Origin of the sequence: Vibrio sp. 2092 (assembly GCF_033339635.1) — a bacterium.
In the GTDB taxonomy this organism is placed as follows: domain Bacteria; phylum Pseudomonadota; class Gammaproteobacteria; order Enterobacterales; family Vibrionaceae; genus Vibrio; species Vibrio alginolyticus.
Genome location: NZ_JAWOUY010000007.1, coordinates 114,315 through 135,658, shown reverse-complemented (window position 1 = coordinate 135,658; position 21,344 = coordinate 114,315). Strand labels below are relative to the sequence as shown.

22 protein-coding genes are annotated in these 21,344 nt (G+C 46.1%); 18 read left to right on the top strand and 4 right to left on the bottom strand.

From position 1 onward, the window contains the following. Window positions 1–6 precede the first annotated feature (6 nt). Both flgM and flgA read right to left on the bottom strand, forming a co-directional pair. Entirely contained in the window at window positions 7–288 is a 282-nt protein-coding gene (gene flgM / locus R7P80_RS14175) for a flagellar biosynthesis anti-sigma factor FlgM (protein WP_005374016.1), read from the bottom strand. A gap of 134 nt (window positions 289–422) precedes the next feature. Next, window positions 423–1,220 carry a flagellar basal body P-ring formation chaperone FlgA gene (gene flgA / locus R7P80_RS14170; RefSeq protein ID WP_225491671.1) on the bottom strand — a complete coding sequence of 266 codons (798 nt, stop codon included), beginning with the start codon at window positions 1,218–1,220 and terminating at the stop codon, window positions 423–425. A gap of 77 nt (window positions 1,221–1,297) precedes the next feature. Between flgA and flgB the strand changes: the two genes are divergently transcribed. The 12 genes from flgB to R7P80_RS14110 are packed head-to-tail and all read left to right on the top strand — an operon-like array spanning window position 1,298 to window position 11,288. Next, the gene (gene flgB, locus R7P80_RS14165; RefSeq protein ID WP_005374013.1) at window positions 1,298–1,660 is read left to right on the top strand and encodes a flagellar basal body rod protein FlgB; all 363 of its coding nucleotides are present in this window, start codon (window positions 1,298–1,300) and stop codon (window positions 1,658–1,660) included. Window positions 1,661–1,662: 2 nt separating this feature from the next. Then, window positions 1,663–2,097, top strand: coding sequence for a flagellar basal body rod protein FlgC (flgC, locus tag R7P80_RS14160; protein ID WP_005374012.1), 435 nt, complete (start codon window positions 1,663–1,665; stop codon window positions 2,095–2,097). Continuing rightward, entirely contained in the window at window positions 2,097–2,780 is a 684-nt protein-coding gene (gene flgD, locus R7P80_RS14155; protein WP_005384410.1) for a flagellar hook assembly protein FlgD, read from the top strand. Before flgC ends, flgD begins: the two co-directional genes overlap by 1 nt. 27 nt (window positions 2,781–2,807) lie before the next feature. Continuing rightward, window positions 2,808–4,004: a flagellar hook protein FlgE gene (gene flgE, locus R7P80_RS14150; RefSeq protein WP_005374010.1), complete on the top strand. Its 1,197-nt coding sequence runs from the start codon at window positions 2,808–2,810 to the stop codon at window positions 4,002–4,004. Between the two features lie 12 nt (window positions 4,005–4,016). Further along, entirely contained in the window at window positions 4,017–4,748 is a 732-nt protein-coding gene (gene flgF, locus R7P80_RS14145) for a flagellar basal-body rod protein FlgF (protein WP_064369422.1), read from the top strand. A gap of 24 nt (window positions 4,749–4,772) precedes the next feature. After that, entirely contained in the window at window positions 4,773–5,558 is a 786-nt protein-coding gene (gene flgG, locus R7P80_RS14140; protein WP_005374008.1) for a flagellar basal-body rod protein FlgG, read from the top strand. Window positions 5,559–5,590: 32 nt separating this feature from the next. Further along, window positions 5,591–6,262, top strand: a complete 672-nt coding sequence (gene flgH / locus R7P80_RS14135) for a flagellar basal body L-ring protein FlgH (RefSeq protein WP_017635111.1) — start codon at window positions 5,591–5,593, stop codon at window positions 6,260–6,262. After that, window positions 6,247–7,383, top strand: coding sequence for a flagellar basal body P-ring protein FlgI (locus R7P80_RS14130; protein ID WP_139831986.1), 1,137 nt, complete (start codon window positions 6,247–6,249; stop codon window positions 7,381–7,383). The genes flgH and R7P80_RS14130 overlap by 16 nt, the downstream gene beginning before the upstream one ends. A gap of 10 nt (window positions 7,384–7,393) precedes the next feature. After that, window positions 7,394–7,942: a rod-binding protein gene (locus R7P80_RS14125; protein ID WP_005374002.1), complete on the top strand. Its 549-nt coding sequence runs from the start codon at window positions 7,394–7,396 to the stop codon at window positions 7,940–7,942. Beyond that, complete coding sequence (gene flgK / locus R7P80_RS14120; RefSeq protein WP_005374000.1) at window positions 7,943–9,316, top strand: flagellar hook-associated protein FlgK; 1,374 nt, start codon at window positions 7,943–7,945, stop codon at window positions 9,314–9,316. It abuts the gene before it with no gap. A 13-nt stretch (window positions 9,317–9,329) separates the two neighbouring features. Next, window positions 9,330–10,229, top strand: coding sequence for a flagellar hook-associated protein FlgL (gene flgL, locus R7P80_RS14115; protein WP_005373998.1), 900 nt, complete (start codon window positions 9,330–9,332; stop codon window positions 10,227–10,229). A gap of 18 nt (window positions 10,230–10,247) precedes the next feature. After that, complete coding sequence (locus R7P80_RS14110) at window positions 10,248–11,288, top strand: flagellin (protein ID WP_136976308.1); 1,041 nt, start codon at window positions 10,248–10,250, stop codon at window positions 11,286–11,288. An 88-nt stretch (window positions 11,289–11,376) separates the two neighbouring features. On the opposite strand, the gene R7P80_RS14105 is transcribed toward R7P80_RS14110, so the two are convergent. Beyond that, the gene (locus R7P80_RS14105; RefSeq protein WP_406707482.1) at window positions 11,377–14,040 is read right to left on the bottom strand and encodes a DUF2339 domain-containing protein; all 2,664 of its coding nucleotides are present in this window, start codon (window positions 14,038–14,040) and stop codon (window positions 11,377–11,379) included. Between the two features lie 440 nt (window positions 14,041–14,480). Between R7P80_RS14105 and R7P80_RS14100 the strand changes: the two genes are divergently transcribed. The 4 genes from R7P80_RS14100 (at window position 14,481) to R7P80_RS14085 (ending at window position 18,646) form a co-directional block, all read left to right on the top strand. After that, window positions 14,481–16,280 carry a cation:proton antiporter gene (locus tag R7P80_RS14100; protein ID WP_005373994.1) on the top strand — a complete coding sequence of 600 codons (1,800 nt, stop codon included), beginning with the start codon at window positions 14,481–14,483 and terminating at the stop codon, window positions 16,278–16,280. Between the two features lie 238 nt (window positions 16,281–16,518). Then, window positions 16,519–17,538, top strand: coding sequence for a type 2 isopentenyl-diphosphate Delta-isomerase (gene fni / locus R7P80_RS14095; protein ID WP_213903198.1), 1,020 nt, complete (start codon window positions 16,519–16,521; stop codon window positions 17,536–17,538). Between the two features lie 194 nt (window positions 17,539–17,732). Next, window positions 17,733–17,996 carry a DUF3012 domain-containing protein gene (locus R7P80_RS14090; protein ID WP_005373992.1) on the top strand — a complete coding sequence of 88 codons (264 nt, stop codon included), beginning with the start codon at window positions 17,733–17,735 and terminating at the stop codon, window positions 17,994–17,996. 251 nt (window positions 17,997–18,247) lie between these two features. After that, on the top strand, window positions 18,248–18,646 hold the full coding sequence (locus R7P80_RS14085) for a GFA family protein (protein WP_033906292.1): 399 nt from the start codon (window positions 18,248–18,250) through the stop codon (window positions 18,644–18,646). A gap of 96 nt (window positions 18,647–18,742) precedes the next feature. On the opposite strand, the gene R7P80_RS14080 is transcribed toward R7P80_RS14085, so the two are convergent. Continuing rightward, a complete protein-coding gene (locus R7P80_RS14080; protein WP_151515805.1) occupies window positions 18,743–19,093 on the bottom strand; it encodes a rhodanese-like domain-containing protein in 351 nt (116 codons plus the stop codon). A gap of 267 nt (window positions 19,094–19,360) precedes the next feature. On the opposite strand from R7P80_RS14080, the gene R7P80_RS14075 reads away from it, so the two are divergent. Both R7P80_RS14075 and groL read left to right on the top strand, forming a co-directional pair. Beyond that, window positions 19,361–19,651: a co-chaperone GroES gene (locus R7P80_RS14075; protein ID WP_005373989.1), complete on the top strand. Its 291-nt coding sequence runs from the start codon at window positions 19,361–19,363 to the stop codon at window positions 19,649–19,651. A 33-nt stretch (window positions 19,652–19,684) separates the two neighbouring features. Next, window positions 19,685–21,283 carry a chaperonin GroEL gene (gene groL, locus R7P80_RS14070; RefSeq protein ID WP_053304624.1) on the top strand — a complete coding sequence of 533 codons (1,599 nt, stop codon included), beginning with the start codon at window positions 19,685–19,687 and terminating at the stop codon, window positions 21,281–21,283. Window positions 21,284–21,344: the final 61 nt, after the last annotated feature.

Sequence of the window (21,344 nt, the reverse complement as noted above, 5' to 3'; positions counted from 1 at the left end):
GTTTTATTACTCGTGACCTGTATGGAACTGCATGATTGCCTTGGATAGCACTTTTGTATCTAGGCTAAGTTCACCACGCGCTAATGCGTTGCGTACTTGTTCTACTTTTTCCATATCAACATCAGGTAGTGATGCCATTTCAGCTTGAGCGCGATCTATCGCTACGGTATTCGCTTGAAATGCAGGCTCGTGTACTTTGCTCTGTTCGACGACGTCGACAGGCTGTTTGCTTGCTTGCTGTAATTTTGTTTGTGGGACATGACCGCCCGCGACTTTGTCGATTTTCATGCTGTGGTCCTCATCATCATGTTCTAAATTAAGTAGGCGGTTAGAATGTGATAAACATTAAATATTTTTTGTACTCGAAGTTCAGTGTTACTGACGAGAGCCAAAATTAAAAAATGTTACCCCGAGTCAAAAAATCAAAATTGAGTATGAACCTGGTTTAATCCAGTTACGACTGCTCTTATGACCTTGCCCGAACTTGGGTTTTCCACGTCAATTTGTTGCCCTTTCGCTCCATCTTCTAAGGCGACTCCTTTTGTGCTGGCACTAAATCCATTTTTGCTCGCAATGACTATGACTTCATTGCCTTTCTCGATTAGAGGTGGGGCCGACAAATTGGATGGATTAACCACTTGTCCAGCCCTCAAACGACGAGAGGTTTCTAAGCCTACTGCTTGCTCGGGGCGAGTATAAAAATCGTCTTGGTGAGAGATGGTTCGGGTTTCAAGCTTTATGTGTTTAGCCGTTACGACTTCATTTCGGCCAACCGTGGTTGTCGCGACCAAAACAGGCAGAGTCAGCGAAGACTTTATCGTAACGTTAATTCGCCATGGTGATGCGATATTGTCGCAGCTGACTGAGCGCTTGAGGTTACCGACTGGCAACGTGTTGTTGTCACGACCTGTGATAACTAAAGGCGATTGACATTCTGGCAAGTGATTGGCGGAACCGGGCACCCACATGTCGAAGTCCAGTTTGTACTTCCCCCACTGATTGGAGAGCGCTACGCGATCCACCTCTTGTTCGAAATCCGTTGCTACAACGGACCTTATCTCTTCAACGCTTAGGGTTTTGTCATTGGTGTTGGCGAATGCTTGTTCTGATGTCAAAGCGAGTAACGTCAGCATTATTGTTGAGGAAGTGGACACTTTCCTCTTGTTTTTAATGCTTTCCGAGAACCGGAAGTTTGGCTTCCATCCTTGTTTGTAAATCATTGATATATATAGCTATTTTTTATGGCACGTATCTTGTTTGTATGTTGGCGTATTCGAGCCAACTGTAAGGAAGATGCATGGCGATCACATTTGAAAATGCTTTAGGAGTACATCCAGAGGCACTTAATTTTCGCGTTCAGCGTACCAAAGTCCTCGCCAGTAACCTAGCAAATGTTGACACCCCTGGGTATTTGGCGAAAGACCTAAGTTTCACCACCGTAATGAACCAAGTAACGGCAGGTGGTGTGAACAAACCGGTGCCAAAGTTCCAGGTTCAGGCCCAATACTCGGTGCCTTACCAGAATAGCAAAAATGGCAACACCGTAGAGCTTGGTGTTGAACAAGCAAAATTCACGCAAAACAACATGGACTTTCAAACTAGCCTGACGTTTCTCAACATGAAATTTAATGGCTTAGCGAAAGCGATTGAGGGACGTTAATTATGTCATTCACTGATATTTACTCGATCACTGGTTCCGCGATGACAGCACAAACTGTGCGTCTGAATACGGTAGCCAGTAACTTAGCAAACGCAGATGCAGTATCTGCAAATCCAGAAGATGCTTATAAAGCGCTTAAGCCAGTATTTGCAACTGTGTACCAAAAAACGCAAATGACAACAGAAAATGGAGCTTATCCCAATGCAGAAGTTCGCATTGTTGACGTTGTTAAAAATGCTGGAGATGCAGAGAAGCGTTTTGAGCCGAACAACCCACTGGCTAATGATGAAGGCTATGTGTTTTACCCAGATATTGATGTAGTTGCTGAAATGGCAGACATGATGTCCGCAACACGCAGCTTCGAAACGAATGTTGAAGTATTAGCCAATGTAAAAAGTATGCAGCAAGGTCTGCTTAGATTAGGGCAGGGTAGCTAATGAGTATTGCACAATACACCCCTTTATCGTCTGACGCTCCAGTAAATACAAAAGCAAAAGACAGCAACGGTATCTCACCAAACCCTAAAGACATGAACAGTGCTTCTTCATTGGAGAATGAGTTTATTTCTTTGATGGTGGCTCAAATTCAAAACCAAGACCCACTTAATCCCCTTGATGGTACGGAATACGTTGGTCAATTGGCTCAGTTCTCGCAGGTACAAAGTACCGAGAATATGTCTAAGACAATGCAACAGAGCATGGTGTTACTGGACAACATGCAAGTGCTGTCAACAGCGGGCCTTGTTGGGCAAACGGTTTACGTCAACGCGGATGAATTTCAGCTTGGTGAAGACGTACAAAACGGAAAAATCGAACTCGCTCATAGCTCAAACCAAGTCACGTTAGTTGTTAAAGATGAATTTGGTCAATCAACTAAAGTGCCACTAGGTGCTCACGGCAAAGGTGACGTCGACTTTTCAATTAATCCTGAAGAACTTGGTCTTAAACCAGGCAAATACTCAGTGGCCGTAGAAGTGCAAGAAGGGCAAGCAAGTCCAAATGTGCTGATGGCAGGCACTGTTGAGCAAGTGCGCATTCCTAATACCGGTGGCGCAGCATTAGTCAATGTCCATGGCGTTGGCAACGTTCCTTTCTATCAAATCACTCAGTTTGGTGCTTAACCAAATACGGAAATCAGAGGTCTATTTATGAGTTTTAACATCGCACTAAGTGGTCTGGACGCGACCAACACAGAGCTAAACACAATCAGTCACAACATTGCCAACGCATCAACGTATGGTTTTAAAGGTGGCCGCACAGAATTCTCCGCTGTATATAACGGCATGCAACCTGGTGGTGTGGAAGTCGCGTCAATTTCACAGAACTTCGACAAAGACGGCAGTATCACAGGAACTGGCCGTGCGATGGACCTAGCTATTAATGGCGGTGGCTTTTTTGTTACTAAAGATAATATGGGTCAAATGTTGTACACACGTTCAGGTGTGTTCTCAACGGATAAGAACAACTTTGTTACGGCTAACAGCGGTGCAAAGCTTCAAGGTTACAGTGTCGATAGCAACAACAACCTAATGACAGGCTCTGTGGGTAATATTCAGGTATCGACTTCCTCGCTGAATGCTAAAGCAACAGACAGCTTAGATTTTGTTGCGAACTTCGACGCAAGCGCGTCTGTTATTGATAAAGCCGTAACGCCATTCAATCCAAAAGATCCAAGCTCATTTAACTCGTCTTACACAACAAAAGTCTACGACTCATTGGGTAACTCGCACACGGTAACTCAGTACTTTACTAAGACTGCTTCTAACTCGTGGGAAGTGAACGTTCAAGTAGATGGCGGTACGACGCCAGTAGCAACTGTGCCTGTAACGTTTGGTAAAGACGGCTCGCTTTCAGCACCAACTGCGCCGTTTAATGTTTCATTCCCTGCAGCAGGCGCGAACGCGATGAGTGTAGACATTAACCTGAAAGGCAGCACGCAATTTGGTGCAGCTTTTGGCGTAAGTACTAATAGCCCTAACGGTTACACATCAGGTGAACTTGCAGGTGTACGCGTTGAAGGTAACGGCATGGTTTACGCGACTTACACTAACGGCCAATCACAGCTACAAGGTCAGGTTGTTCTTGCTGATTTTGCAAACACACAAGGCTTAGCGAAAGTGAGTGGAACATCATGGACTCAAAGCTTTAGCTCAGGTGCTCCAATTATGGGTGTTCCGGGTTCAGGTACGATGGGTGACCTAACTCCGGGTGCATTAGAAGGTTCTAACGTTGACTTAACCAGCGAGCTTGTTGCTCTAATGACTGCACAACGCAACTACCAAGCAAACGCAAAGACAATTTCTACCAGCGACAAGCTTACTCAAGCTTTGTTTAACGCGGTGTAATGGGAGTTTTGCATGGATAGTTTGTTATTTACGGCAACGTCGGGTGCCAGCCGAGTTCTTAAAGCGCAGCACGTTCGTTCAAACAACTTATCAAATGCTGATACTGCGGGTTTTCGAGCGGATATGGAGCGTGTGCGTAGTGTAGAGATGCAAGGCCCAGGTTTTGATGGTCGCACTATGGTTGTGACCAACTCTGCCTCAACACGTTTCGACGCTGGCGATATTGTGAAAACAGGACGTCCGTTGGACGTTGCGGTTATGGGGGAGGGATATCTCTCTGTAGAAACCCCAGCGGGTAACGAAGCTTACACCCGTGCAGGCAATATTCAGGTCGATACTTTTGGCGCTCTAACAATCAATGGGTTCCCTGTCCTCGGTGAAAATGGTCCTTTGGTTGTGCCGGATTATCAAAAGATTGAAATCAGCGAGCGTGGTCAAGTCTCAGTGATCCCACCAGGTGGCGGCGCAGAAATTGTGGCAGGCACTTTGAAGTTGGTTAAACCGGAAATTAATCAACTGCAAAAAGAGAGCGATAGCTTGCTGCACAGCGTAGATGGCGTGCCATTCGCGGCAGATGAAACCGTGCAACTCTCTCCTGAGCACATTGAGGGCAGTAACGTATCTGCTATTGATGAATTGGTTAGTGTGATGTCGCTGACGCGTAACTTTGAAATGCAAGTTCGCATGATGAAAACGGCGGAAACTCTAGCAAAAGCTGGTAACAAATTAATGGCGGCGAGCTAAGTCTCGCCCCGCAAGGAGTAAAAAATGCATTCAGCATTATGGGTAAGTAAGACAGGCATGGCAGCGCAAGACACGAAGATGACTGCCATTTCTAACAACCTAGCAAACGTAAACACGGTTGGCTTTAAGCGTGACCGAGTCGTATTTGAAGATCTTTTCTACAGCATTCAGCGTCAACCAGGCGCTCAAGTAGACCAAGTTAACGAACTACCAAGTGGTATTCAGCTAGGTAGCGGTGTTCGCGTTGTTGGCACACAAAAAGTGTTCACGCAAGGTAATACCCAAAACACAACGCAAGAGTTGGATCTTGCTGTAATGGGTCAGGGTTTCTTCCAAATAGAAAACTCGGACGGACAGATCATGTATACACGTAATGGTCAGTTCCATCGAAACTCAGAAGGCTTAATGGTGAACAGTCAGGGCCTGCCTTTAGAGCCTCAAATCCAGATCCCTGACAATGCGGTCTCTTTCTCTGTGGGTGTTGATGGCACCGTGACTACAACAACAGCAGACGATCCAACACCTCAGCAGCTTGGTCAAATTACACTTGCAAAATTCATCAATCCAGCCGGCTTAGAGGCCATGGGTGGCAACTTATTCCGTGAAACGGAAGCCAGCGGTCCAGCTGATGAGCTGATTGCAGGAGCTGATGGTGCCGGCATTATCAAGCAAGGTGCACTGGAAGGGTCAAACGTACAAGTAGTAGAAGAGATGGTCGACATGATCACCACTCAACGTGCGTATGAGATGAATGCGAAAGTGGTCTCTGCTGCAGATGACATGCTGAAGTTTGTTTCGCAATCAATGTAAGTATGAAATTGGTGATGATGAAGGAAAAAGCAATGAAATGGCTTTCTAAGAGTTGGGCAGTAGCCGCCGTGTTGCTGGTGGGATGTGCTGGCCGTCAGGAATTTATTCCGCCTGAGCCGAATGCTGAGGAATATGCACCACCAACGCTCGATTACACGCTGCCGGAAACCCAATCTGGTAGCCTTTATCGTCACCAATACACGATGACCCTGTTTCAGGATCGTCGTGCTTACCGAGTTGGCGATGTATTAACGGTTCAACTATCAGAAGAAACCTCATCGAGTAAAAATGCGGGTACTAAGTTCGGTAAAAGTTCAGCAATTAACTTTGTGGCGCCGACCATAGGCACGAAAACTATCGATGAGTTAGGGGTTAGCGTGGATGGCAAACGTAACTTCGATGGCAGTGCATCAAGTTCACAAGGCAACAAGCTTCAAGGTGCCATTACGGTAACGGTACACGAAGTATTACCTAATGGCGTATTGCGTATCAGCGGTGAAAAATGGCTTCGTCTTAATCAAGGCGACGAGTTTATTCGCCTAACCGGTATCGTCCGTGTGGATGATATTAACCGCAGTAACCAAGTTTCTTCTCAACGAATTGCTGATGCAAGAATTACCTACGCAGGTCGCGGAGCCCTAGCTGACAGCAACGCAGCCGGGTGGCTAACTCAGTTCTTCAACAGCCCATGGGTACCTTTCTAATGAAGACAATGCAATCTTTCTTTATGTCTCTCCTATTGGTGTTGACCTTGGGACTACCAGGCACTTCACGTGCTGAAGCGGAAATTCCGATCATGGACTTGGTCGATGTTCGCGGCATTCGAGAAAACCAACTGGTTGGTTATGGTTTGGTAGTTGGCTTAGCCGGCCAAGGTGACCGAAACCAAGTGAAATTTACCTCTCAATCTATTACCAACATGCTACGTCAGTTTGGGGTTCAAATTGATGACAGTATGAACCCTAAGCTACGAAATGTGGCTTCTGTGAGTGTGACAGCGTCCGTTGACCCAATGGCAGGCCCAGGACAAACGTTGGATGTGGTTGTGTCTTCAATCGGTGATGCAAAGAGCCTTCGCGGTGGTACGTTATTGCTAACGCCTTTACGTGGTATTGATGGCGAAGTGTACGCGATTGCGCAAGGTAACGTGGTTGTGGGCGGCTTATCTGCAGAGGGGCGAAGTGGCTCCAAAGTAGAAGTAAACACACCAACGGCGGGTCGCGTTCCGAATGGTGCGACTTTAGAGAGAGAAATCAAAACCGATTTCAACCAACGTGATGAAATCACCCTAAACCTGCGCAAGCCTAGCTTCACTACAGCAAAAAATATTGCGCGTGAAATTAACAACACTTTTGGACCTAAAGTTGCAGTTGCGATCAATAAAGCGCGCATTGATATGCGTGCACCAAAAGATACACAGCAGCGTGTCGTCATGATGTCGATGCTTGAAGAAATGAGCGTCGTTGAAGGCCGTAAACCTGCTCGTATTGTCTTTAACTCTCGCACTGGCACCGTAGTGATCGGTAAGAGTGTCAAAGTGAGTGAAGCAGCAGTAAGTCACGGTAACTTGACCGTGCGAATTTCTGAATCACAACAAGTTAGTCAGCCTAATGCGTTTGCAAATGGCGATACGAAAGTCGTTAACCAAACGGACCTTGATGTGAATGAAGATCTCGCTCAGATGGTGATTTGGCCTCCAGGCACGGAACTTAACACCATAGTTAATGCGGTAAATAGTTTAGGTGCCACGCCTACAGACTTGATGTCTATCCTGCAAGCTTTGAGTGAAGCGGGTGCATTGAACGCTGAATTGGTCGTGATATAAGGAGTTAAGGATGAAGCTAGACAGTACCAATGAACAAACTCAGTTAAATTCGATGCTTTATCACGACAATAGTGCATTGGCTAACATCAAGCATAGTCGTGATCAAGAAGGCGCACTTGAAGTCGTCGCAGGTCAATTTGAGGCAATGTTCCTACAAATGGTGTTACGCCAAATGCGCAGCAGTAGTGATGCTCTTGCTGATAAAGACAGCCCGTTCGCCAGTCAGCAACAAGGGGTATTCCGTGATATGTATGACGGTCAGCTGGCGATGGAACTAGCAAAGAAACAGAGCTCAGGCATTGCCAATATGCTCATCCAGCAGCTGAGCCCGTCTATGCGTGAGGTTGCTTTCGATGCTGCGCGCAACATCTCATCCGCTAACGATGGTAAAGCTTCGAATTCTGAATCTATCTCACAAGTAGATTCTAAAGAGGTGGAGAAGAATTCAAGCCTATTTAATACCGCTTCTCAAGCCGTCGCCTCTGTTAAACAGGTATTCGGTGAGGCCGGTATGACTACCGCGTTTTCTCAGCCGTTGATCAGAAAAATGGAGCTGTAAATGAACCTAGTTAATATTGCCCTTTCAGGTTTAGGCGCGAACCGTGTGGCCCTAGACGTAACCGCGCAAAACGTGGCAAACGTCAATACCGTGGGTTACAGTCGTCAACAAGCGTTGATGGCGTCTGTCGATGATGGTAAAGCCAATCGCTTAAGTCCAGGTTTAGGGGTAGAAGTCACTAGCATTCGCCGCGTTACTGATCAATTTCTGATTAAGCAAACGTGGTCGACTAACAGTATGGCGGCATACGCATCTGGATACACCAGTAACATGAGTCAGCTGGAGAATACGCTTGGTGCCGATGGTTTCAGTATATCGGCTGGCTTGGACTCGCTAAACGCTGCGCTTAACGATGCGACCGTTAAGCCGGAATCCATACCTTACCGCCAGCAGATCATTAACGAATCTGAAGCTTTGGCCCGCCGTTTTAATACGCTTACCGAATCTTTATACAATCAACATAAAGACATGAGCGATCAACGTAATGCAGCGCTTAACCACGCGAATAGCCTTATGGAAAATATCGCGAAGGTGAACAAGCAACTGGTAGAGATGCAAGGTACAGGTGGTAACCCATCACAGTTAATGGATGAACGAGATAGGTTAATCGGTGAGTTATCTCAAACCATTGAAATCAAAACAACACAGCAGCATGACGGCAGTGTTCAGGTCACACTAACCTCTGGTCAACCGCTTGTGATGGGTACGGACCATGGCAAACTGGAAGCCATTCCTGACCCGAGTGATCCTTACTTGGCGGACTTACACGTCACGTTCTCGAATCAAAGTTTTGCGATTGGTGACTCGCTTGGTGGCAAATTAGGTGCGATTAATGACTATCAAACCGAAGTGTTGAAACCAAACCAATTGGCTCTGAATGACATGGCGAAAGCTCTCGCGGATGAATACAACGCCGTGCTTGCGACTGGCAAAGACTTAAATGGCAACCCAGGTAAACCTTTGTTCAGCTATGACCCAGCAAACCCTGCAGCCAGTTTGGATATTACCAAGCTAACTCCAGATGAGCTTGCGTTCTCAAGTGATGGAACACCTGGTAACGCAGATGCGTTGCAATCATTGATCGAGTTAAGCAACAAGCCAGTGGCGGTATCAGGTTACGGCTCAGTAAGCTTGAACGATGCCTTTAGTTCAATGGTGGGTCAAACCGCAATTAAAGCACGCCAAGCTAATGCTGATTATCAAGCGAAGTTAGCCATGAACAAGCAAGCGCACGCAGCTCGCGATAATGTTAGTTCCGTAAACAGCGATGAAGAAGCGGCTAACCTAATGATGTTTGCTAATGCGCACAATGCCAACATGAAAGTGATCAGCACAGCAAATCAACTGCTCGATTCTATTCTGCAGTTATTCTAAGAGGAAAGTTTAGATGCGAATTAGTGACAATCAATTTAGTCAAATGATGTTGCACAGCTTGCAGAGCAATAGCGCGGGATTAGGCGAAGCTCTGCAACAGATGTCTACTGGCAAGCGCTTAACCAAGCTGTCTGATGATCCAATGGCTTCGATCAAGTTGCTTAACTTAGACCGAGAAACCAGTGCGATTGCTCAGTACAAAAACAACATTGAAAACGTAAAAACGACGCTATCGAGTCAAGAAACCCATTTAGATTCGATCAAAGAAAGCTTAAAAAGCATGCGAGACATCGCGCTTTGGGGTGCGAACGGCTCTCTTACTGACGAAAGTCGTGGCGGTATGATTACAGAGCTTAAGAGTTACCGTGACTCTATTGAGTCGTCTTTTAACGCGCAGGATGAAGAAGGGCACTACCTTTTCTCTGGTACTAAAACGGATACTGCGGCTGTAAGTAAAGCGAGCGGCAGCTACGTAATTGAAGGTAATAGTGACAAGCGCGTAGTAACAATTGCTAAAGGTGTCACGATGGATTCCAATATGACTGCAAAAGAAATATTGGACCTTGGGGGAGGCCATAACGTGCTTAACCAAATTGATGCGCTGATCAAAGAGTTTGAGAGCCCTACCGCCAACTTCAGAGCTGAAGTTGAGGCGAGTATCAGCGCTATCGACGATACTTTTTCAAACGTACTAGGGACCATGACTGAGATTGGTGGTCGACACAACAACTTAGATCTTGTTGGTGGCGCGCACAGTGAAAACAAGCTGTTCGTTGACAAAGTATCTGGAGACCTCTCTGCTCTGGACTATGGTGAAGCGTCGGTACGATTGAGTAATTACATGGCCGCTTTGCAAGCAACGCAAGCAAGCTATGTGAAGATCGATGGTTTGTCGCTGTTTGACCGTTTATAAGGTTAGGAAGTTCTTTTTATGGTAATGAGTACAGTAGAGGTTAGACCCCATAGCATACGCTTAGGTGGACAAGAACAAGCCTCTATCATGCCGACCCGTTCTGCAGACTCAAGTACGGCAATTAAACCGCGCCCGGCGCAAATTCAGGCTGACACTGCGTCAGCCTACTCTGTATCTGGTATTCAGCTTACGCAGGGTCAGCAGCAAGCCACGGCGGTTCAGATCGCGTCCAAATCACTGCAGGTGATTGGCAAAGAGCTCACGCAAATTAAACGTGGTTTGACGCAAGCTGTTAATCAAGGCGTACAAAATGTTCCTGGTTTGCAGGATACATTGGTTCGCTCTAAAGCCACCATCCAAAAAGTCGTTGAGCAAGCACGTTTCGATGGCCAGAAAGTCCTAAATAACGAACTGCACTTAAAACTGGATAAAGCGGATATTCGTCGCTTTTCTATTCCAGGTTTGAATGTTCATCGCTTAAGCGACAAGGCCGAGCAAATCCGTTTGGATTTTCCTCAAGGTCAAGCGGTGATGATTCAGTTTGATGGACAATCAGACGGTGAGCGAACGGTCAAAATGCTGGATCGCAGCTTGATTGCGTTAGGAATGCGAGCCTCATTAGCCGATGATGGCAGCATTTTATTTGAAGCCAGAGACAACGCTTATCAACAAATGCAGCAAAAGGTGATGGTAACGGGGGAAGGGCACCGATTCCCTGCGGGACAGCCTAACGTTTTGAACTTAAAGTCTGAGCCAGATGGTATTGCGGAGCTCGGGTTTGATCTAGGCTCACGCGACGGCATCAAGCAGACGATTGCCAAAGTAAATCAGCATCTGAAACAAGTTCAAACGAGCTTGCAGGAAGCGAAAGCTTTTCATGGTGAACTGAATACTCAAATGCGTTCTATCCAAACCAAAACCGCACAGCTTTCAGTCAATGAGGTGAATGCAAAACTGGATGGATTCATGCAAAAGTCTGGCGAGTTTACTTCGACTTTTCAGGCATTGAATGCGCAAGCAAACGTGCGTCGTCATACTGTGGTCGCTTTACTGAAGTAACGAACACTCCAATGATTCCCGGCTTTACACTGTTATCGTCCCCCAATAACGAAAACAGCGCACTGTCGGGAATCTCTCTTTGACTCGTCTAGGGCTCGAGTGCTTTTGCCACCGAACGATTCAATTTCTGGAATAGCCATCCAAGTGCTATCAAAGACGCACCTAAGCCTAAGAAGCTTATCGCTCGCCAGAACCCATCCAGAGAGCTCACATCCCATAAGAATACTTTCAGTGCGACACAGGCAAGGACCACTAGACCGACACGCTGCATCATCAGCCCCTGTTGGGTCACGCCGCGCCAAGTAAGCAATCCACCTACGAGCAAGCCAGCCACTGAATAACTGAACAACTCTGCCATGCTGGTTGGCTGATACAGCATCATCGATGTGGTTTGCCAGAATTGACGGATAGACATCCCTAACCAAATGGCTGCAAGTAAAAAGCCTAGACTAGCAATCGCAAATCGATGAACTTGCAACGTATTCCAGCGCTTAAACGTTGCGATAAGCAGGATGCAAGCTGGTAACAGCCAGCCGATACTCAGCATGTTAAAGATGGGAAGTGCTTGTGCCGAGACGTTATCAGTCACCAACGGCGATTCTGCCGTATTAAGCAAAATAATCAATATAGCGAACGCGCACCAAAGCAAGTAACTATAGATTTCGTAGATACGGCTTAAGCGTTGCGCAAATTGGCTGCGGTAGCTGTATACCAAACCCATAACTAATGCTTGATTGGCAAAGACTGCCGCACTTGTGAAGTCGATGTGCCCCAAGTAACCATATTGCCCCGTTAACCAGTAGTTAGTTTGGGTGAACAATGCCATTAAGAATACATGTAAAAACGCCCCTTCAAACCAGTTGGTCAGTTCTCGGTCCACTTGTTTTAGTGTTGAACGAGCATAAGACAAGATGAAGAGAGAAGGCATATAACTCACAAGAACCCAAGCCCAATGCCCAGCTTCTACCGGTTGCCACTCGGGGATGAAAGGTAGCAGCGTGAGTCGGATAACCAGTATTCCCATTGTCACTTTAATCGCCCAACTCGCAGGTCGAAATAACCCGACTTGAGCCTGTAAGGCCATTATCGCAACTTGTATTGAGATTGCTGTTGTTAACCAAGTATCGCTCAACCAAACAAAAGCGATACCTACGATTAAAGCATGCATAACGGCAGAGCATTCTAATGCCAACGAACGTGCACGCTGACCAAGCACAACGTAGTAAGTGGCCATCAATGCGCAGAATGCAGTCCAATACCACAGGTAGCCTTGCATAAATTCGTCAATATAAAACAACGTAATTAAGCTCATCGCGGGAGCCAGTACCAGCAGAAGCAGCCCACTGAGTTGCGAACGGTCACTAAGTGATTGGTAATATGTTCGATAGCAGATCAGCGCAATACTCACCGCCAATGCGAATAGGATGCTAGCTTCTCGCTCTAACATATACAGCGCATCAAAAGCGATAGTAAGAACAATCAGCGCGGTTGCCGAGACGAGAATGGATGGCAAAAATACACGTAATGACCAGCCTGTACGAAGTGCTGGTAGCCAGATGATCGCAACAAGCAGCGTATAACAGTACGCCATTTGTAGAGTGTTCAGCTCCGGCATTCTGGTGACGGCAGAAAAGGTCAATAAAGCAGTTGCGAGAGCGGTAGCGGTCGGCGAGTTTGTCCACTTGCTTTGATAGTGACGAAAGCGAGGATTGAGCATCCAACCCATTCTCGGAACCGCGAAAATGAGATACAAAGTGATGGAGAGATAAATCGCGAGCCACGAGAACAACAGTTCTGTTGGTACACTCTCAATCAACAGCAACATCCAAATGACATGTGGAATCGCGATACTTGGCGTAATCCATGACCTACGCACTTTTTGCATCAATAAGGTCGCCGCGAACGAAATTGCGCAGATGTATCCGGCTAACAAAAAGTAGTTGGGTTCATTACCCCCAATCCACAGTGGTGCTGTGTAGCCACCAATTAAGCCAAGCACGGCCATTAACGGCCCTTGTCGCAATGATAATGCTAAACTGAAAAATGCCGCTGAAGCCAAGATGATCAACGAGATACTCGGCGTTAGCATTTGATAAACCACAAAGGCAAAAATGACGGTGCAGTAAATGCCCGTTAATCCCGTACCGGTAACAGCAGCAGGAACATACGTAAAGCCTTGGGCTCGTGCTGCCCGTTGCGGATTCTGTTGTTCTTTACGGTGAAACCACTCGCCAACAAGCACCATAAGTAATGAGATCACAAAGGCAAAGGACACTCGCATAAATGGCGAAAACTGGATGTGACTACCAATCACCTGTACGAGATAACCTCCACCGATCAGCATGGCCAATGCGCCTACCCAAACCAACCAATTTTCTTGAATGTTGCTAAGCAGGCTCTGAACTTTACTCTGAAGGAATGACTCATTTTCTTGACTAAAAACATCCAGTTGCACTTCTCTTGTCTGGGCGTACCCTTGATTCGCAGCGCTCTGGTCCAAGTCTAGGTTGGCAGCTGGATCATGTTCCCCAGAGGATGAGACATTTTTCTGTGGTGATTCTATGTGAGGTGACGTCGCTACAGATGGTGTGTCTTTTTCGATGCTGGATTGTTGGTGCGCTTGTGGGTTTGAGCCCCCATGGACACTGGCTCGTAGTGATGTGACTTCCTCACGAAGTTTGGTTAGTTCTTTTTCTAAAAGTGCAGCTCGGTTGGCGGCTTTCACTCCGATGAGGATGGCGAGACACGCCATGAACAGTGCTAGTATTACGTACAATCCATTTCTCCTTGCGTACGTCGCGTGACCCACGATTCTTAACTTTGAGCACTTACGCTAAAGCTTAGTTCATGCTCTATGCCTTAGCCTCATATAGTGCTAGGTTCCGCGCTTTCTTCAGAAATCATTCTACATAATGAAACTCAATGCGTAATGATGAATTCGACAAAGTCGCACACTTGTGTGCCACTTTAAGACCTGATGAACAAAAATGAGTCGTTAAGTCATTGGGGGTCAACTATATTCATAGTTCTGATGCGATCGCCAAAGGACTTCAAACATGTGCGTTTCGTAGCGATGTCATCGAAGGTCAGTCGTTTGATTTGCACGTTCGGTTGTTTCTATTTGACCGTAAGGCTGAATGTATTCGGGTATAGCGCATTCACGCGAAAAAAGACAAAAACAGGTAATTATTGATGCAAGTGGGTAATGAAGCGCTGGTGCTGTCAGCGGTTGGGGTTATTGGTTTAGGTTGCCAATGGTTAGCTTGGCGATTGCGTTTGCCAGCGATTTTATTTTTGTTGTTGGCAGGGCTGATCGTCGGGCCATTTATGCAGTGGTTAAATCCTGATGAGATATTAGGTAATTTGCTCTTTCCGTTGGTCTCTTTGGCGGTGGCAGTGATTTTATTTGAAGGCAGTTTGACCTTAAATTTTAAAGAAATTCGTGGCGTGAGTGGTTCGGTATGGAGCATTGTTTCCATCGGGGCGATCATTTCGTGGGCGGCGACCAGTATCGCAACACACTATTTCCTCGGCTTTACTTGGGAGCTTGCCATGTTGTTCGGCAGCTTAACCGTAGTAACAGGGCCGACGGTCATCGTGCCACTTCTACGAACCGTAAGACCTAACAGTACGCTTGCTAACATTTTGCGATGGGAAGGGATTTTGATTGACCCGCTCGGTGCGCTTTTTGTTGTGATGGTTTACGAGTTTATCGTATCTCACAGCGCGATAAATAGCGTCGAAGTGTTTGGGACGATCATTGCTGTCGGTGTCATGCTAGGTGCGGCCTCAGGCTATGCAGTTGCGACGATCATGCGTCGCTCTTGGCTACCGGAATATTTGCAGCCATTTGCGGTTTTGATGGTGGTTCTAGGTGTATTTTCGGTCTCTAACCACATTGAGTCTGAAGCTGGGTTACTAACCGTCACCGTAATGGGTATGTGGCTCGCAAACGCTAAAGACATCAATATTCAGCAAATTCTGCACTTTAAAGAGCATTTAACCATTTTACTGATCACCGGATTGTTCATCTTCCTTGCGGCTCGAATCAGTCTGGATGATTTTGCTGCGCTAGGTAGCGGTGCGTTATTGTTGTTTGTATTTATGCAGTTAGTGTCGCGTCCGTTATCGATTTTTCTTTCAACCTTCCGCAGCAACTTGCGTCTTAAAGATAAGCTGTTTTTGTCTTGGGTTGCACCGCGCGGTATTGTTGCTGCTTCGATTTCGTCTCTTTTCGCGATCAAATTGACCGAATACGGCATTGATGAAGCGATTTTACTGGTCCCTATGACCTTCATGGTGATTATAGGAACGGTCGTGTTACAAAGTGCGACGGCACGTCCTGTAGCGCTGACATTGGGCGTCGCAGAGCCAGCACCACGCGGCTTCTTGTTGATTGGTGCTAACCGAGTAGCAAGAGAAATAGGGCAGGCGCTGGCGCGTTATGACCGTCGCGTATTAATGACTGACTCAAACTGGGAGTACATCAGTCAGGTTCGTATGTTGGGATTGGATTACTATTACGGCAACCCTATTTCTAGTCACGCGGACGACAACTTGAACTTGATAGGAGTTGGACAAGTGGTTGCATTAACGCCCGATCAGCATTTCAACATTATGGCTTGCATGCAATTCGTCGACGAGTTTGGGGAAGATAAAGTTCACTGCTTACAAAAAGTGAAAACCAACGGCAATGGCAGCGAGAAGCACTCCGTGGCTCAGGAGTACCATGGTAAATTGCTGATGGGCGGCAATGTAAGCTATACCCAGCTAGCCAGTATGTTAAGTCGTGGTGCAGAGGTTAAACACACGAAATTGAGCGATAACTTCACGTATCAAGACTATTTAGCGCATCACAAAGGTAGTTCAGTTGTACCGCTGTTCCATGTAGAAGAAAAAGGAAAAATTCAATTCTGTGATGATCCCGAACAGTTTGAACCAACGACGACAAGCACTGTTGTGTCGCTAATTCTGTCGGACAGCGTAAAGTAAACCACAAAGCAATGTGATCCATTTGCATCATGGGTATCATACGCTGATTATCTCAATTTGAAGAGAAACTTGCCGGCTTGTTGAAAACGGAAAGCGAGTTTCTTTTCTTATAATGTCAGGGGGAGTCGAGATTCATTACTCGTTTCGGAAAAGTAATCCGGCAAATTCACAAAATTCGCATTGACGTTACTGATAAGGATCGCAATACTGCGCGACTATTTTACTTTAGGGTGACATTATGGCTCCGCAAACTAACCGAAAAGATTTACACCTAGATGCTGTTTTACATCATGATATGAGCATGAAGCATAAAACGGCGGGTTTTGAGTCTGTCGAGTTTGAACACTGTGCGCTGCCAGAATGTGACTTTCACGCGATCGATTTATCGACAGAGTTTCTTGGTCATCAATTAGCGCTACCATTTTTGATTAGCTCGATGACTGGCGGAGCAAAAGACGCAGAAACGATCAATTGTCGTTTGGCTGAAGCCGCAAGTGAATTAGGTATTGCCATGGGCGTCGGCTCGCAACGGATTAGCTTAGAAGAAAGTCAGCATTCGGGCTTGGGTAAAACCATTCGTGAGTTGGCGAAAGAAGTACCGTTGTATTCCAATCTTGGAGCCGCTCAATTGCTCGATAAAGGTAAACTCGATAATGCGCAACGTGCGGTTGAGGCGATTCAAGCAGATGCCTTGTTTGTGCACGTTAATCCAATGCAGGAAGCGTTTCAGAAAAATGGCGACCACAATTGGGTTGGTGTTTTCCAGGCAATTGAGATGCTTAAATCTCGCGTGAAGGTTCCTATCATTATCAAAGAAGTCGGTTTTGGTATTAGCGGACACGTTGCGCAGCGATTAATTGATGCTGGTGTGGATGCAATTGACGTTGCGGGCGCGGGTGGTACAAGCTGGAGTGCGGTTGAAGGGTATTGCCAAGATAATCCGAGAATGCAGCGTGCAGCCGAGCTTTTCCGCGATTGGGGTGTCCCTACAGCAACATGTTTGGCTCAAATCCGCGCACTGCGTCCTACATTACCCTTGATCGCCTCGGGAGGTGTTCATAACGGACTTGAAGCGGCGAAAGCCATTCATTTGGGTGCTAATCTCATTGGGCAAGCTGGTGCGGTATTAAAAGCTGCGACGATCAGCACGCAGTCTGTCGTCGATCACTTTGAACAAATGGCATTAGAGCTGCGTTTAGCGTGCTTTGGTACTGGCTCTTTTAAGGTTGGTGAGCTAACAAAAGCGCGCTGCCTATAGCTTTTAGAATGGCGCGCTTTACACAGAGTCGCTCAATAATTTTTCGGTGTCTTAACACGTAGACTGATAATTTCGTTATAGTTGATACAAAAGTCACTTCAGCTAGTGACGCCTTTATTCAGACACTTGAATGGGCATGTGTTGAAGAGATTGAGTTTAATTTTACTATTGTTTGCAACTGGAACCTTAAATTTATGAAAAAACTAGTCATGCTGATGTTGGCGGCTTCTGCTTTAACCGCTTGTAGTGATGAAGTGGGCACTGAAGGCTGGTGTAACGACATGCGCGATAAGCCAAAAACAGAATGGACAGCAGACAACGCGGTAGACTTTGCAAAGCATTGTGTTCTGCAAGATGGTGTCGGCAGCGAGCAATGGTGTGAAAACCTGAAAGATAAGCCGAAAGGTGACTGGACTGCAAACGAAGCGACCAGCTTTACTAAACACTGCATTTTTTAAGCACAGCGGAAAGCGCCTTTTCTGAGGCGACATTCTGTGAGGTAAACACCAAGCGTTATTGCTTGGTGTTTTTGTATCTAAAATAGCTCGATTTTTCACGTGTCAGCGCACTTCCCTCTGAATGGAAAGTTTTACATTTTCGTTTCATTTTTGAAAACCTGTATTGCCTGTCTTTAATTTTTCGTATTGCAATGGCATGGTGTCGAGATAGCCATCTAATTCAATTAGATTCATAACAAAAAGGAATTCAAATGGAAGTACTAAAAGGCTCATGTCTGTGCGGCAAGGTAAAGTTGGAAGTGGCAGATGAATTTAAGTACATGGGAAATTGCCATTGCTCTGAATGCCGCAAGTTCACAGGTTCTGACTATTCATCTGCCGGTGGTATTGCGTTGGATAAACTGCTTATTATCCAAGGGAAAGAAGATATTCAAACTTATCAGAAAAGCGAAAATACCATGCTATGCTTTTGTCGCCACTGCGGATCGAGCCTGTATTCGAAAAAGAACAATGGGATCGTCAATATTCGCCTTGGTATCTTGGATGACACACCTTCTCACAAGCCTGATTTCCATATTTTTGTCGCGTCGAAAGCGCCATGGATCGAGATATCGGATAACCTGGCTCAATTTGATGCAGGGCCCAGATAGTAGAGTTGTTGTAGATAAGTATTTAGAAACAGAGCGCGTTACAATACGCTTGCGACACGCTCTGTGCTTTTACTTTGTATATTAGAACGGAGACGACTATTTGGCGTCTTGTAGTTCTTCTAAGCCACCGGCATTGTGCAGATTCGTAAAGCCTTGTGATTGTAAGTATTGATACGCTTTGCCAGAGCGGTTACCACTGCGACAGTACAACACGATAGCTTGATCTTTATCGACGTCTTGAAAATGTTTATCAAGTTCAGATAAAGGGAAGTTGACGGCATTATCCAAATGCCCTTCAGAAAACTCTTGCGGCGTGCGCACATCGACAATCATCGCGCCCTTGTCAATCAATTGCCACCCTTGTTCAGCGCGTTCAGAAGCCGACACGTTGGGGGAGAGGAAGCTCACGCACAACGTTGCAAGAAATAGAGATACGGCCTTTTTCATTGTTTGATTATCCTTTTTAAGAGTACGTAACCACTCTAGATTTGATTGAGCATATTTTCCATCATAAAGAGATGCTAAGTAGTTGTGAATGCGATAATTCGATAGAAAATTTTATTTAATTTAATAAAAAATTTTTATCAAATTCACCTCTTGAACTCTAATTTTTCGACCTTATTATTTTCATCGAAAGCGAGCTGTCGACTCGCAAATCCATCTTGATGTTTATTTTGTCTTTTATTTTTGGTTCCAAGTAGGAGGCACTTAAAAATGAAAATTCGTCCTTTAAATGACAAGCTAATTGTTGAAAGACAAGAGGTGGAAAATAAATCTGAAGGGGGAATCGTTTTAACTTCTCAGTCGGTGAAAAAATCAAACCGCGGGAAAGTCATCGCTGTTGGTTTGGGTAAACGCCTCGAAAATGGCGAACGCGCTGCGATGGAAGTCAAAGTGGGCGACCAAATCATTTTCAATGACGGTTACGGCGTGAAAACCGAGAAAATTGACGGCGCAGAATACTTAATTCTGTCCGAATCTGATGTGTTAGCAATCGTTGAGTAATTATTTTTGTAGTAGTTTTTTGAGGAGATAACCATGGCTGCAAAAGACGTATTATTTGCTAATGACGCACGTCAAAAAATGCTGAAAGGTGTGAACTTACTGGCGGACGCAGTAAAAGTGACACTAGGCCCGAAAGGCCGCAACGTTGTGCTTGATAAATCTTACGGCGCGCCAACCATCACCAAAGATGGCGTGTCTGTAGCGAAAGAAATCGAACTGAAAGATAAGTTCGAAAACATGGGCGCACAAATGGTGAAACAAGTGGCGTCCAAAGCGAATGATGAAGCGGGGGACGGTACAACGACGGCTACCGTACTGGCGCAATCTTTCATCAATGAAGGTCTTAAAGCGGTAGCCTCTGGCATGAACCCAATGGACCTAAAACGTGGTATCGACAAAGCCACTGAAGCGGCGGTTGAGAAACTACGTGAAATGTCTAAGCCATGCAGTGACAAAGAATCCATCACCCAAGTGGGTAGCATTTCTGCAAACAGCGATCGCGCGATCGGTGAAATCATTGCAGAAGCGATGGAAAAAGTGGGTCGCAATGGCGTGATTACGGTTGAAGAAGGCCAAGGTCTAAACAACGAATTGTCTGTGGTTGAAGGTATGCAATTCGACCGCGGTTACTTGTCGCCATACTTCATCACTAACCAAGAAAATGGCAGCGTAGAGCTAGACAACCCTTACATCCTATTGGTGGACAAAAAAGTCAGTAGCATCCGCGAGCTATTGCCTGTATTAGAAGAAGTGGCGAAATCTTCTCGCTCGCTATTGATCATTGCTGAAGACATCGAAGGTGAAGCGCTAGCGACATTGGTTGTGAACAACATGCGCGGCATCGTGCGTGCGACTGCGGTGAAAGCGCCTGGCTTTGGTGACAACCGTAAAGCGATGATGGAAGACATTGCGGTACTAACTGCTGGTACGGTCATCTCTGAAGAAATCGGCCTAGAGCTCGAAAAAGCAACGTTAGAGCAACTAGGTAGTGCGAAGAAAGTGACCATTACCAAAGACACAACAACCATTGTGGGTGGCGCAGCAGAAGCAAGCGCGATTGCTGATCGTGTGGCTTCGATTGAAAAACAAATCGAAACAACCACTTCTCAATACGACAAAGATAAGCTTCAACAACGTGTTGCGAAGCTATCTGGCGGCGTAGCGGTGATCAAGATCGGCGCTGCAACCGAAGTTGAGATGAAAGAGAAGAAAGATCGCGTGGACGATGCGCTACACGCTACTCGCGCAGCGGTTGAAGAAGGTATTGTTGCTGGTGGTGGTGTTGCCCTAACTAAGATCGCGAAAGAATTGGCGGATCTAAAAGGCGACAATGATGACCAAAACGTGGGTATCCGAGTTGCGCTACGTGCAATGGAAGAGCCTCTTCGTCAAATCGCAACTAACGCAGGTGACGAAGCTTCTGTTGTGGCGAACGCTGTCAAAGCTGGTGATTCCGATTACGGTTACAACGCTGCAACAGGTGAATACGGCAACATGATCGAAATGGGCATCTTGGACCCTGCGAAAGTAACACGTTCAGCGCTTCAATTCGCAGCGTCTGTTGCTGGCTTGATGATCACCACTGAAGCGATGATCACCAACCACGTTGAAGACAAAGAACTTGATATCTAACGTCATCAACCGTTAGTGATTAAGTAAGCGTTAAAATAACAATAACATTGCAAAACCTAAG